This is a genomic window from Natronospirillum operosum, assembly GCF_004768465.1.
Taxonomy (GTDB): domain Bacteria; phylum Pseudomonadota; class Gammaproteobacteria; order Pseudomonadales; family Natronospirillaceae; genus Natronospirillum; species Natronospirillum operosum.
The window spans coordinates 232,495-246,077 of record NZ_SRMF01000001.1; the positions used below are offsets into that span (position 1 = coordinate 232,495).

At 57.9% G+C, this 13,583-nt stretch carries 12 protein-coding genes and 1 CRISPR repeat array; of the genes, 11 read left to right on the forward strand and 1 reads right to left on the reverse strand.

Annotated elements, in window-relative coordinates:
* Positions 1-30: 30 nt before the first annotated feature.
* The 11 genes from cas3 to E4656_RS01210 all read left to right on the forward strand — a co-directional run bounded on the left by cas3 (position 31) and on the right by E4656_RS01210 (position 12,871).
* Complete coding sequence (gene cas3, locus E4656_RS01165) at positions 31-2,349, forward strand: CRISPR-associated helicase Cas3' (RefSeq protein ID WP_240753876.1); 2,319 nt, start codon at positions 31-33, stop codon at positions 2,347-2,349.
* An 81-nt stretch (positions 2,350-2,430) separates the two neighbouring features.
* A complete protein-coding gene (locus tag E4656_RS20180; protein ID WP_167855882.1) occupies positions 2,431-2,601 on the forward strand; it encodes a hypothetical protein in 171 nt (56 codons plus the stop codon).
* A gap of 86 nt (positions 2,602-2,687) precedes the next feature.
* Entirely contained in the window at positions 2,688-3,362 is a 675-nt protein-coding gene (cas5c, locus tag E4656_RS01170; RefSeq protein ID WP_135480429.1) for a type I-C CRISPR-associated protein Cas5c, read from the forward strand.
* Positions 3,359-5,170 carry a type I-C CRISPR-associated protein Cas8c/Csd1 gene (cas8c, locus tag E4656_RS01175; protein WP_135480430.1) on the forward strand — a complete coding sequence of 604 codons (1,812 nt, stop codon included), beginning with the start codon at positions 3,359-3,361 and terminating at the stop codon, positions 5,168-5,170. The genes cas5c and cas8c overlap by 4 nt, the downstream gene beginning before the upstream one ends.
* Complete coding sequence (gene cas7c / locus E4656_RS01180; protein ID WP_135480432.1) at positions 5,167-6,048, forward strand: type I-C CRISPR-associated protein Cas7/Csd2; 882 nt, start codon at positions 5,167-5,169, stop codon at positions 6,046-6,048. The genes cas8c and cas7c overlap by 4 nt, the downstream gene beginning before the upstream one ends.
* 9 nt (positions 6,049-6,057) lie before the next feature.
* Complete coding sequence (gene cas4, locus E4656_RS01185; RefSeq protein WP_135480434.1) at positions 6,058-6,672, forward strand: CRISPR-associated protein Cas4; 615 nt, start codon at positions 6,058-6,060, stop codon at positions 6,670-6,672.
* On the forward strand, positions 6,669-7,691 hold the full coding sequence (cas1c, locus tag E4656_RS01190; RefSeq protein WP_135480436.1) for a type I-C CRISPR-associated endonuclease Cas1c: 1,023 nt from the start codon (positions 6,669-6,671) through the stop codon (positions 7,689-7,691). The genes cas4 and cas1c overlap by 4 nt, the downstream gene beginning before the upstream one ends.
* 1 nt (position 7,692) lies before the next feature.
* Positions 7,693-7,986, forward strand: a complete 294-nt coding sequence (gene cas2, locus E4656_RS01195) for a CRISPR-associated endonuclease Cas2 (RefSeq protein WP_135480438.1) — start codon at positions 7,693-7,695, stop codon at positions 7,984-7,986.
* A gap of 182 nt (positions 7,987-8,168) precedes the next feature.
* Positions 8,169-10,509: a CRISPR direct-repeat array (repeat unit 32 nt; unit sequence GTCGCGCCCCACGCGGGCGCGCGGATAGAAAC).
* Positions 10,510-11,251: 742 nt separating this feature from the next.
* The gene (locus E4656_RS01200; RefSeq protein WP_135480440.1) at positions 11,252-11,686 is read left to right on the forward strand and encodes a hypothetical protein; all 435 of its coding nucleotides are present in this window, start codon (positions 11,252-11,254) and stop codon (positions 11,684-11,686) included.
* A gap of 199 nt (positions 11,687-11,885) precedes the next feature.
* Positions 11,886-12,572 carry a hypothetical protein gene (locus E4656_RS01205; protein WP_135480441.1) on the forward strand — a complete coding sequence of 229 codons (687 nt, stop codon included), beginning with the start codon at positions 11,886-11,888 and terminating at the stop codon, positions 12,570-12,572.
* A 29-nt stretch (positions 12,573-12,601) separates the two neighbouring features.
* Positions 12,602-12,871 (forward strand): hypothetical protein, encoded by a 270-nt coding sequence (locus tag E4656_RS01210; RefSeq protein WP_135480443.1) that lies wholly within the window; start codon positions 12,602-12,604, stop codon positions 12,869-12,871.
* 7 nt (positions 12,872-12,878) lie between these two features.
* Here E4656_RS01210 and csiR read toward each other — a convergent pair whose 3' ends face one another.
* Positions 12,879-13,565 (reverse strand): DNA-binding transcriptional regulator CsiR, encoded by a 687-nt coding sequence (gene csiR / locus E4656_RS01215; protein WP_135480444.1) that lies wholly within the window; start codon positions 13,563-13,565, stop codon positions 12,879-12,881.
* Positions 13,566-13,583 lie beyond the last annotated feature (18 nt).

The window sequence follows — 13,583 nt, forward strand, 5'->3', positions numbered from 1 at the left end:
CGGATGTGTCAAAGGAGTTTACCTGTGCGAATGCACAGGGTTGTGGTGTTCAAAGGGAAGTCTATTGTGGTTCAAAGCACTTTGGTAAACGGCAGCAACAAACAGGGCCAAGTAATGGGTGACGATAAGCTCACAACATTTTATGCGCACTCAGCAGATGAAAGCTCACAGGAGGACTGGCATCTGCTGGCTGACCATCTAATGGAAACTGGCAGGTTGGCTGGAGAGTTCTCCAGTCACTTTGGTGCTTCGGGCCTGGCTGAGCCAACTGGCCGTTTGCATGATGTCGGCAAATACACACCAAACTTCCAGAGAAAGCTTTACGGCGAGAGCCTGCGCGTTGATCACTCGACCCGGGGGGCCCAGATTGCGGTTGAGCGTTTTGGTCAGTTGGGCAAGTTGATGGCTTATGGCATTGCCGGCCATCATGCAGGTCTTGCGAACGGTCGGGATAGCGGGGCACGAACGCCGCTGCAGGCGCGCCTGAAAGATGACGACTTGCCACCACTTGATCCTGCCTGGGAGGATGAGATCGCTCTTGGCGAGCAGTTGAATTTGCCGGATCACTTTATACCCAAAGCTGGGAGAGAGCACTTTCAGTTGTCTGTGTTGGGCAGAATGCTGTTTTCCAGCCTGGTCGACGCAGACTTCAGAGATACAGAGCATTTTTATGCTCAGGTGGAAGGGCAAGCCAAGGATAGAACAGGCTTCCCGTCACTGGAGGCGCTTAGAGAGGAACTGAGCAAGACTCTGTATACGTTCAAGGCCGACTCGGAAGTCAACAGTCTGCGGGCTCGCATTCTGGAACACGGTAAGGAAAAAGCGGCTCTTGAGCCTGGTCTGTTCTCCCTGACCGTCCCAACCGGTGGTGGAAAAACGCTGTCCTCCCTGTCATTCGCGCTGGATCATGCGATCCGTCATGGCCAGCGCCGGGTCATCTATGTGATTCCGTTTACCAGCATTGTGGAACAGAACGCTGCAGTATTCCGTAACGCGCTGGGTCCGCTGGGTGAGACGGCCGTGCTCGAACACCACAGTACCTATCAGGACAACCCGGCCAAGAGCCCGGAATCTGCAGCCAAGCTCAGGCTGGCAATGGAGAACTGGGAAGCCCCCATCGTTGTGACAACAGCGGTTCAGTTCTTTGAGAGCCTGTTTGCTGACCGGCCGTCCAGATGCCGAAAGCTGCACAACATCGCCAACAGTGTGGTCATTCTGGATGAGGCCCAGACGCTGCCGCTGCCATTGTTGCGGCCCTGTGTCGCTGTCATGGACGAGCTGGCGCTGAACTATAGGACCTCGGTTGTGCTTTGTACTGCCACCCAACCGGCCCTGAAAGCTCAGGATGAGTTCAAGGGCGGTCTGGAGAATGTCAGGGAACTGGCTCCTGACCCACTTCAACTGTACGACGCTCTGAAACGCGTTCAGTTGAAGCATGTCGGCCCAATGTCGGATGAGGATATTGCCGAGGCGATGCTACAGCGTGAACAAGCGCTGTGTATCGTCAACAATCGACGACATGCCCGCTCTCTGTTCGAACGTATCAGGGGTGAGCCAGGCGCATACCACCTGACGACACTGATGTGTGCCAAGCATCGAAGCAAGGTGTTGGCGGAGGTTCGCGAGGAGCTTGAAGCCGGCAGGCCTTGCCGCCTTGTATCCACGTCTCTTATAGAGGCAGGTGTCGATGTGGATTTCCCGATCGTATTGCGCGCCGAAACCGGCCTCGACTCCATTGCCCAGGCCGCTGGCCGTTGCAACCGGGAAGGCAAGCGAGCGCTGGCTGACAGTGAAGTGCTGGTATTCACAGTCAGTGAGGAGTGGCCAACGCCAACTGAGTTGACCCAGTACGCCCAGGCTGCACGGTCCATCTTTAGGCAGTTCCCTGACGATCCGATGTCACTGAAAGCCATCAATGCCTATTTCCGGGAGCTCTATTGGCAGAAAGGGGATCAGGAGCTAGACCGGCATCAACTGCTCGAAAGAGTGAAAGCAGGGCAGCTCGACAATATCCCCTACGAGTGGATGGCCGAGAATTTCCGCATGATCGAGAGCGCCATGATTCCCATCATCATTCCCTTCGATGAAGTGGCTACAGGCGCTTTGAAAGACCTGGCTTATGCAGACAAGGTCGGTGGTATCCCTCGCAAGCTGCAGCCCTACCTGGTGCAGATACCGGAGCAGGGCTACAAGGCGCTCAAAAGTGTCGGAGCAATTCAGGCAGTTAATAAACACAATTTTGGCGAGCAGTTTATGACCCTGGTCAACAACAACATTTATAGCGACCAGTATGGTTTGAGTTGGGATGACCCGGCTTTCATCAGGTCAGAAAATCTGATCTTTTCCTAATAGTACTATGAAGATAAAAATTGCAAATTGCTTTCTGTTGTTTATAATTTGTGCTGTTCGCGCAATGCAGAGGGCAGGGTTATGGCGGAATCAAAGCAGCCGAAAGGCCAGGAGGAGGAGAGTTCAAGCGTTACCTTGAAGCTGAATCTGGTGCTTGAGTTGAAGCGGAAGACCAAGCGAACCTATGTTGGTTTTGTGCTAGTTGTCATCTCGATCCCGCCAATCGTTATTTTCAGCAATCTTTGGTGGTGAAGAGATGTGGGTAGAAACATAGTTCTATTTGCGTTGGATGTAACAGTCGCCCCGTTTTTGGGGCGTGGATCAAATCAGGAGGCACTATGGCATACGGAGTGAAATTACTGATCTGGGGCGAGCGAGCCTGCTTCACTCGACCAGAGATGAAGGTGGAGCGTGTCAGCTACGACATCATAACGCCCTCTGCGGCTCGGGGCATTCTGGAAGCGATTCACTGGAAGCCGGCCATTCGCTGGGTAATCGATCGGATCACGGTTCTGAAACCTATCCGGTTCGAGTCGATCAGACGCAACGAGGTGGGCACCAAAGCATCAGCCGGGTCCATTAGCAGTGCCATTAAGAAAGGAACGACGGAAGGCCTGCACAATATCGTGGAGGATGATCGCCAACAACGGGCCTCGACCATTCTGAAGGACGTCGCCTATGTTATCGAAGCCCATTTCGAAATGACCTCTAAGGCGGGTAGTGACGACTCGGAAGGCAAACACCTGGACATCTTCAATCGCCGTGCTCGAAAGGGACAGTATTTCCATGCTCCCTGCCTTGGCGTGCGAGAGTTCCCAGCCTATTTCCGGCTGATCGAAGACGGTGAGCCACCACTGGCGATAGACGAATCATTGCAGGGTGAAAAAGACCTGGGTTACATGCTCCATGACTTCGACTTCGCCGATGAAGTCATTCCGCATTTCTTTCGGGCCCGGATGCAGGACGGCGTGGTCGAAGTGCCGCCCCTGAAATCAGAGGAGGTGCGCGCATGATTCTGACGTCCCTTGATCGATACTATGACCGCTTGTTGACACGGCCGAACACCGAAATAGCTCCGATCGGGTACAGCTACGAGAAGATCAGCTATGCATTGGTGATTAGCCGATCCGGTGACCTGATTGACGTTATGGACCTGAGAGATACCTCTTCCAAGAAACCGAGGCCAAGACAGATGAGCGTGCCACAGCCGGAAATCAGGACGGCTGGCGTAAAACCATTTTTCTTGTGGGACAAATCTAGTTATGTGCTTGGGCTTGGTGACAATCAGGAAACATCCGATACGAAACGTGAGAAGCGTGACAAGCGTATTCTGGAGGAGCATGAGGCGTTCAAGGCCTATCACAATGAAGTGTTGGGCGGGACAGATGACGAAGGTCTTCTGGCACTATTGGCGTTTCTGAACAGATGGTCTCCAGACATGAGGGAACAGTACCCTCAGTTGGTTGAAGACGTTCTGACCAGCAATCTGGTGTTCAGGCTGGAAGCGGACCAGGAATTCATCCATGAGAGAGAAAAAGCGAAGGAAATCCGCGCCCGGCTGCTTGAATCGGACGCTACCAGTCCCGGCATGTGTCTGGTCACTGGCACGGTGGGCCCCCTGTCCACATTGCATCCGAAAATCAAGGGGGTGCGCGATGCACAGAGTTCAGGTGCTTCTCTGGTCTCATTCAATCTGAGTGCCTTTACTTCTTATGGCAAGTCGCAGGGTGAAAACTCACCCGTATCCGAAAAAGCTGCGTTCTCTTACACAACCGTCCTGAATCATCTGCTGAGAGGTGATCCGGCCAACCGTCAAAGGATCCAGATTGGTGATGCTACCACTGTCTTCTGGGCGGAAGCTGACAGCCCAGAAAAAGCTGAAGCTGCTGAAAATACACTGGCCGCCTTTTTGAATCCAAGAGCAGATGATGAGGCTGAAACCGACAAACTGCGGGGCGTCATGGAGAGCATTGCTCAGGGAAAACCGCTGAAGGATCTGGATGCCAACCTTGACGACAATACAGTCATTTATGTACTGGGGCTGGCTCCCAATGCCTCCAGGCTTTCCATTCGGTTCTGGGAGACCGGAACACTGAATTTCTTCGCAGAACGGCTCACCCGTCACTTTGAGGATCTGGTACTTGAGCCGCGACCGTGGAAACACGAACCCGGTGTCTGGCGTCTATTGCTGGAGACAGTTCCAAGACCCAAATCCGGTAACCCGAAGGCTGACGATATCCAACCACAGTTGGCCGGGGAAATGATGCGCAGCATCCTGACCGGGCGTAGGTATCCACGAAGCCTGCTAACCAATATTGTCATGCGACTGCGAGCGGACGGGCAAACTACCGATCTGCGGGTTGCACTCTGCAAAGCTGTCCTGTGCCGCGATCATCGGCTGGGCGTCAAGGGAATCCAAGAGGAGGTGCCTGTGAGTTTAGATATCAAAAACACAAGTCCCGGTTATCTGCTGGGACGTTTGTTCTCCGTGCTGGAGAACATTCAAGTATCGGCGCTCGGAAAGAGTGTGAATGCAACCATACGGGATCGGTACTATGGCGCGGCCTCTGCTACGCCAGCTTCCATTTTTCCTGTTCTGTTGCGCAACAGCCAGCACCACCTTTCTCGATTGCGCAAGGACAAACCAGGGTTGGCACACAATATGGAGAAAGACATTCAGGACATTGTGGACGGTCTGCCGACACAGTTTCCCAAAAACCTGAAAATCGAAGCCCAGGGGCAGTTCGCCATTGGCTACTACCATCAGTCGAAAGCGCGCTTTGCCAGTAAAAGCAATTCCGAGGAAGGAGAAACCCAATGAACCCCATAACCAATCGATACGAGTTCGTGTTTCTGTTTGATGTGGCCAACGGCAACCCGAATGGTGATCCGGATGCCGGCAACCTGCCCCGCATCGACCCGGAAACCAATCAGGGGCTGGTTACTGATGTGTGCCTGAAGCGCAAGATCAGAAACTACGTCAGTCTCGAAAAAGAAGACAGCCCCGGATTTGCCATCTACATGCAGGAAAAGGCGGTGCTCAACAATCAGCACAAGAAAGCTTATGAAGCGCTGTCGATAAAGCCGGAGGACAACAAGCTGCCGAAGGAGGAAGCCAAGGCGCGTGAGTTGACGCAATGGATGTGCAAGAACTTCTTTGATGTGCGGACTTTTGGTGCGGTCATGACCACCAAGGTCAACAGTGGTCAGGTCCGCGGCCCGGTTCAACTGGCGTTTGCGAGTTCTATCGACCCCGTCGTTCCAATGGAGGTGTCCATCACCCGCATGGCGGTGACCACAGAGGCTGAGGCCGAGAAACAAAGTGGTGACAACCGGACCATGGGTAGAAAACACATTGTGCCCTATGGTCTGTACCGGGCCCATGGTTTCATCTCTGCAAAACTTGCCGAGCGGACAGGCTTTGGTGAAGAGGACTTGGATCTGGTGTGGCGCTCATTGATCAACATGTTCGAGCATGACCGCTCGGCTGCCCGAGGTGAAATGTCGGCTCGCAAGCTGATTGTCTTCAAGCATGACAACCCGATGGGCAATGCACCGGCACATCTGCTGTTTGATGCGGTCAAGGTGAAGCGTGTTGAAGGTGAAGAAGACACGCCAGCCCGCAGTTTCTCTGACTATGAGGTAAGCGTGGATTCAGAGTCTGTTCCGCAGGGCGTCAGTGTCGAAGAGAAGCTGTAGAGGCGTTGCATGGACGAGGTTCTGGCTATATCTGCTCTGCAGCACTATGCGTATTGCCCAAGGCAGTATGCGCTGATTCATGTGGAGCAGGTATGGTCAGAGAATCGCTACACCGCCGAGGGCCGGATACTGCATAAACGAGTAGATTCGACCGAGCCTGAGCAACGTGGCGATACTCGGTTTGAAAGAGGGGTGAGCGTATTATCCAAAACGCTGGGGCTCACCGGTAAACTCGATCTGCTGGAAATCAAGTCCGGCAACCCACCCCGATATACGCCGGTCGAGTACAAGCGGGGCAAACCCAAAACAGAGGACTGGGACCGAGTTCAACTATGTGCTCAGGCACTTTGCATTGAAGAAATGCGAAATGTCGATGTGGCAGAAGGCGCGATCTGGTACTGGGAAGTCAGGCAGCGGGTTATTGTGGAAATTGACGCCAGGCTGCGCGAGATAACAACGGAAGTAATCGGCAACGCCCGTAGCCTTCTGTCGGAAGGAGTCACACCACCGCCAACCCGGCACAAGAAACTCTGCCGGGCTTGTTCACTGGCCGATATCTGTCAACCGCAGCGCTTTCGCGCAGATCGCTCTGGCGACTACATAACCAGGCTGTTCGAAGAATGAAGAAATTGCTGAACACGCTGTTCATCGCCCGCCAGGAGACATACCTCCACAAGGAGCGGGAAACAATAGTGATAAAACAGGGTGATGAGAAACTGGCGCAGTTTCCAGCGTTGTCACTCGGAGGCGTAATGTGTTTCGGGCGTGTTTCAGTCTCACCGTTTCTGATGGGCTATTTTGCGGAGCAGGGCATAGGGCTGGCCTTTTATACACAGTATGGTCGGTTTCTGGCCCGTGTACAGGGGCCAGAAAACGGCAACGTACTGCTGCGCCGCGAACAGTATCGCTGGGCTGACGACCCGGCCAAATCCGCCCAAGTTGCCCGTCTGTCTGTTGCTGCTAAAGTGGCAAACTCCCGCGCTATTCTTCAGCGCGAAAAACGAAATCATGGCGACAGTGAATCGGAGCAGCTTGCAAAGGCAATCGACAAGCTGGCGGTCAACCTGAGGCGAGTTCGGCACAGCACAAGTGTCGAGGAAGCCATGGGCATGGAAGGCGACGCAGCTGCCACCTATTTTGGTGTGTTTGATGTCTTGTTGCGCGGCTCGGGGTTTGCCTTTGGCGGCCGGGTCAGGCGACCGCCCACTGATCCGGTCAATGCACTGTTGTCTTTTGTTTATTCATTGATTACACAGGAATGCGCGTCGGCCCTTCAAGGAGTCGGCTTGGACCCCTATGTCGGCTTCCTACATAAAGATCGCCCCGGTCGCACCAGCCTGGCACTCGACCTGTTGGAAGAGTTCCGGGCTTCCTGGGCTGACCGACTCGTGCTGACGCTGGTGAACAGAAGGCAGGTCCAGTTAAAAGACTTTGTGACAGAAGCATCGGGCGCAGTAAGGCTGAAAGATGAGCCCCGCAAGAAAGTCCTGACTGCCTACCAGGAACGCAAACAGGAAGAGGTGAAACACCCCTATCTCGATGAGCAGGTACCGATCGGCTTGCTGCCGCACTGCCAGGCCATGTTGCTGGCCCGGCACTTGCGAGGAGATACCGAGTTTTACACGCCCTACGTGGTGAAATGATATGCTGGTATTGGTGACTTATGACGTCAGTGTGACGTCGTCCGAGGGCAGAAGAAGACTGAGAACCATTGCAAAAATCTGTCTGGATTATGGAATGCGTGTACAGAACTCGGTCTTCGAGTGTGAAGTTGACCCCGCCCAGTATGCTGTCCTGAAGGATGAGCTGATGAATGTCTACGACCCGGAAGAAGACAGCCTGCGGTTTTACGTTCTGGGCAAAAAGGGCCGGCAACGGGTGGAGCATTACGGCAGCAAGCCTGTTGAAGACCCAAGTACCGACCCGTTGATCATATGAACCAGGCGCTAACCCGTCGTTCTCATGAAAATGCGGGGCGGTTATCGCTCATTCAGACCGCCGCAGTGGTGCCGATCTGGTCAAAATAAAGTCATCTCATGTAGAGATTTTCCATAAGAGATCTTTCGGTTATCGGGACAGCCGGTATTTCTCTTTGCTCTTTAACAACTTAGACTTGAACGGTCGCGCCCCACGCGGGCGCGCGGATAGAAACTGGTCATCCACCTGCAGCACTTCGGCAGCCTTGGTCGCGCCCCACGCGGGCGCGCGGATAGAAACGGACGCACAGAGCACCGATGCGATGCCCGCCGAGAGTCGCGCCCCACGCGGGCGCGCGGATAGAAACGCATTACGCAAGCGGCCGTGACAGATCCGGAGCAGTCGCGCCCCACGCGGGCGCGCGGATAGAAACGCTAACGTCGCGGCCTACTCCGTACGTGTCTCTAGTCGCGCCCCACGCGGGCGCGCGGATAGAAACGAGACCTACAGCGAAGCCGGGTACGTTTGGACAGTCGCGCCCCACGCGGGCGCGCGGATAGAAACCCCTCGCACCCCTGCAGCAACGGCGCCCACTGGAGTCGCGCCCCACGCGGGCGCGCGGATAGAAACAGCGACAGCGATGCCATGGACCAGGCGCGCCGGGTCGCGCCCCACGCGGGCGCGCGGATAGAAACTCCACCATCGCGCTCTCAATGTGATAGCCGAACGAGGTCGCGCCCCACGCGGGCGCGCGGATAGAAACTACGCCCCGGCCGACCAGGTGACGGCCGCCACCGTCGCGCCCCACGCGGGCGCGCGGATAGAAACTGGTCATTCCTGCCGCCCCTGCACTCCGATATGGTCGCGCCCCACGCGGGCGCGCGGATAGAAACTCGGGCCTCCGCCCGCAGACCTGATCGCCTGGGGCGTCGCGCCCCACGCGGGCGCGCGGATAGAAACGTTTTACGATCGACTTCAGCACCGTTGATTTGCCGTCGCGCCCCACGCGGGCGCGCGGATAGAAACAAGGTGTGATATACGCGTTACTCACCAACGGCGAGTCGCGCCCCACGCGGGCGCGCGGATAGAAACGTCTCCCCGGCCGCAAACGTCAGCGCCAGCTGGGTCGCGCCCCACGCGGGCGCGCGGATAGAAACGCGGCGGATTTTCGACGCGGCCGGCAAAGCGGGCGGTCGCGCCCCACGCGGGCGCGCGGATAGAAACCTCAAGTATCGTCCCTCCGCTCGGGGCGCCCGCGCGTCGCGCCCCACGCGGGCGCGCGGATAGAAACCCCGCCCTACAACGATACCCCCCACCAAACCGAGTCGCGCCCCACGCGGGCGCGCGGATAGAAACGTCGTCGGGCATCCGCACATTTTGCCGGCGCTTGGTCGCGCCCCACGCGGGCGCGCGGATAGAAACGCCAGGGTCTTGCGGCTGATACCAATATAGCCGGGTCGCGCCCCACGCGGGCGCGCGGATAGAAACGGCGCACACACTGCGCTTGTCTCTCCGGGGGGCAGTCGCGCCCCACGCGGGCGCGCGGATAGAAACGGCGCACACACTGCGCTTGTCTCTCCGGGGGGCAGTCGCGCCCCACGCGGGCGCGCGGATAGAAACTTGTTCAGGGGCGATCTGTTCGGTGATGTCCAGCGTCGCGCCCCACGCGGGCGCGCGGATAGAAACATATTCAATATACGCGTTCAACTCAGTTAATTGGGTCGCGCCCCACGCGGGCGCGCGGATAGAAACCTGCACTTCCTGCAGATCCCCGTCGCGCTGCCTGGTCGCGCCCCACGCGGGCGCGCGGATAGAAACCCTCTGTTGTCAGCTCAGTGCGTATATCGCCAGGTCGCGCCCCACGCGGGCGCGCGGATAGAAACAATAGCGCCGCACCGGCGGCACGGTCAGTTGCTCGTCGCGCCCCACGCGGGCGCGCGGATAGAAACGGTCATACCGATTATTAAACTATGCGGCATTATCGTCGCGCCCCACGCGGGCGCGCGGATAGAAACCCGGACGTCGGCAGGTCGGAAATTTCAAACTCGCGTCGCGCCCCACGCGGGCGCGCGGATAGAAACTAAATCAAAAACCCCAATTGGTCTTTTTTGTCTAGTCGCGCCCCACGCGGGCGCGCGGATAGAAACTGCGCAACTGGACACTGCAGGATGACACCGGGGGTCGCGCCCCACGCGGGCGCGCGGATAGAAACACCAGTATCATGAATTTCTTCTTACCCGAAAATCTTGTCGCGCCCCACGCGGGCGCGCGGATAGAAACCGTTGTAACATCACTACTGCCCCTACACCAGATGTCGCGCCCCACGCGGGCGCGCGGATAGAAACATCAACATGATGTGGTCGAAGTACACCAAACCAGGTCGCGCCCCACGCGGGCGCGCGGATAGAAACTCCCGGCACACGCGCTTACCGGGCCGGCAGTCAAGTCGCGCCCCACGCGGGCGCGCGGATAGAAACGCGAGCTGTGGCCATTGCGTCCGGACCGCGTCAAGTCGCGCCCCACGCGGGCGCGCGGATAGAAACGAGAAGCCTGGCACGTACTGGAGCCGGGGCAGCCGTCGCGCCCCACGCGGGCGCGCGGACGCGCGGATAGAAACCGTGTAATTGCCTACGGTATCGGTCGGCACATCACGTCGCGCCCCACGCGGGCGCGCGGATAGAAACGTATTCGGTTGCAGCATCGTATTGATGATGCTGAGTCGCGCCCCACGCGGGCGCGCGGATAGAAACCGGTAACTGCGATTGGGCTGGCGACCCTTCGACGTCGCGCCCCACGCGGATAGAAACATCCAAGGGGGCCTGCCCAACGTTCTGGACATGCCGGTCGCGCCCCACGCGGGCGCGCGGATAGAAACGCACCAGTACCGATAGCGGTCGTAATCTGGCTGTGTCGCGCCCCACGCGGGCGCGCGGATAGAAACGAGTCAGTGCACCAGGTGATCACCACATGCTGATGGTCGCGCCCCACGCGGGCGCGCGGATAGAAACATGCTATCACCTCAGTGGTTGCTATCAGTTGCTGGGTCGCGCCCCACGCGGGCGCGCGGATAGAAACTACTTGATGTAACTGGTCTAGGTGACACCAACACGTCGCGCCCCACGCGGGTGCGTGGATCACCCGTCATTCAGCGATGCTGCCCGGGGAATGATAGGCCGCTCCCCGCGAACGCGGGGACAACCGGTGTGGTTAAAATATGTAAGCTCCTATTGTTCAACCCCACTACCAGCGATCTGGTCAAAATGATGTTATCCCGGAGGATTTTCTTGTGCTCAATGCTATGGAAGATAAATTTGTGCGACTACTCAATGTTTCAACATTACTCGCGGCCATGTTTTTCGTTGTCGGGTGTACGACTTACAGCCGTGATCACTATGTGTTGATGGCAGAGCCGGAAAGCCATGAGTTGCAGGGCATCGCGGATCAGATATTCACGGCGGTTGAACCTGTGCTTGTTCGTCACGGTCTGCAGAATGTAATGCACGAGGGTACCTCAGACAGCGTGATGTTCTACTACTCGACGGGCGGAGGAGGTGCTGTTCGTGCGGGGGTCCGCATACATGATGGAATGGTTATTCTGGATACCTTTCAAACTCGCGGGGGTGCAGGCGGGGATTCGCCGGAATATGCCCGGCTTCGCGATGAGTTGATCGAGGCGTTGGGTAACGTCGATGGCGTTGAATTGGTCGAAATGGCTCGTTAGACGACTTTGCATACTGAGTAATCATCGCTGGAGATGGCTGCAAGCATGGATCTGCTCTGGTCTGCGACCCGCAGAACTACCCCTAGGGTCAGTTGCACACTCTTCCGCCGATTCTCTAAGCTGATCCGGGTCATCGTCAGGGATGTTCGGTGTCCGCAGTCTGCGATTGTCTGTAGCTCACCATCAGGGATTGATCAGCATGTACTCTTCTCGTCTTCGGGCCGCTCGGCCCACCTTCTCTCGCTCTTCGCTTTCTTCGCTTCTGTTTGCTGTGTTGCTGTTCCTGCTGAACGCCTGTTCGTCCACGCCGAAGGAGGTGGTGGAGCTGTCCTGGGTGATGGGGCAGGATCTGCGGGCGTTGCAGCAGTCCTATGACGGCATGGTGGTGGACCGCTTTGACAACTATCGGGCGCAGCGGCTGGCGTATCTGGAGGAGGAGTGGGTGCCGCTGTTTCTGGAAGACTGGATCGATGCCGGCCAATTGGTGCCGACGGCGCGTGGCGATGTGGTCTGGTCGGGTGGGTCCGAGGGTTTTGCGGCGCCGACACCGGGGCAGGAAGAGCAGCAGCTACTGGCGACGGTGCTGCTGTGGAGCGAGGTGGCGGTGGAGAACATTGAAGACAAGCGGCGGGAACTGATCGAGCCTCTGGATGTGCGCGAACGGCAGGTGCGGGCCGAGGTGCAGGAGGCGTTTGGCCGGCTGCTGGCGGCCAATGCACATATCACGGCGCATCTGAATGCACAGCGAGAGGTGGAGGCGGTACAGCAGGATCTGGCGCGGCGTCTGCAGGTGGATGAAGAGCTGGACCAGATCAACGCGTTGCTGGTTGAAACATCCGACTGGGCTCAGCGCGGCCTGGACGAGATCAGGGCGGCCGGGCTTTGAGCCGGCCAGTAAAATGGGAGGGTACCGGAATGCGCAAGTTGGGCCGGAAGGCACGTGAGCGCACTGATGTGCAGTTGGCCGAACGCGAGCAGGCGGTGTTGCAGGCCACGGAGTTTGACTGGGAGGCCATCAGGCCGGAGCTGTCTGACCCGGATGAGCAGCAACTGCTGATGGAGGCGGTTGAGGCTGCCACGGCCCGCAACGAGAGCGTGGGTCAGGTGGTGGAACGGCTGGAGCATCTGGGTGAGAAGGGCATCAGGGTGGCAGAATTCCTGGCCTTGCGGCTTGGGCGGCTGTGAGTCCGCCTCAGGCGATGCTGCGGTCCCGAAGTACCTGGGTGATGATGGGGATGGGGGTCTGCAGGTGGGCCCGCACCATGGGCACGGCGCGGGCGGTGTCACGTGCGAGCAGGACTTCGACCAGGTCGGCATGTTCGCGCCGTTTGTTGTCCAGCGCTTCGGTGGAAAAGACAGTCTCGCGCAGCCACAGGTGGCGGTAGCGTTCGGCCTGGTCGAACAGGCTGGCGCGCGCCTGCATCAGGTGCCGGGAGCCGCAGCCTTCGGCAATGGCGTTGTGAAAGGCCTTGTGGCGTTCGTCCCAGACGGAGAGCACTTCTTCCGGGCTGCTGAGGTCCACCACCTTGGAGAGGGTGTGCTGGTGGGCAATGATGTTGGCTTCCCAGTTGTCATCGCCGCGCGCAATGGCCAGTTCGATCACCAGACCTTCCACCTGCGAGCGGGCATCGTAGATGTCGTGCATTTCGTCCAGCGACATGGCGGCGACTCGGTAGCCGCGCTGGCTGATGGCGACGACCAGATGTTCCGCCACCAGTTGCGACAGGGCTTCCCGCAGCGGTCCGGTGCCCAGATCATAGCGCTCGCGCAGGCTGTGCATGCGCAGCTTTTCGCCGGGGGCAAAATCCCCGCGCAGAATGTCGCGCTTGAGCCAGCGGTAGGCGCTGATGCCCTGGTTGGGGCGGGCCGTTTCGGTCATGCGGTTGGGTTGCTCCAT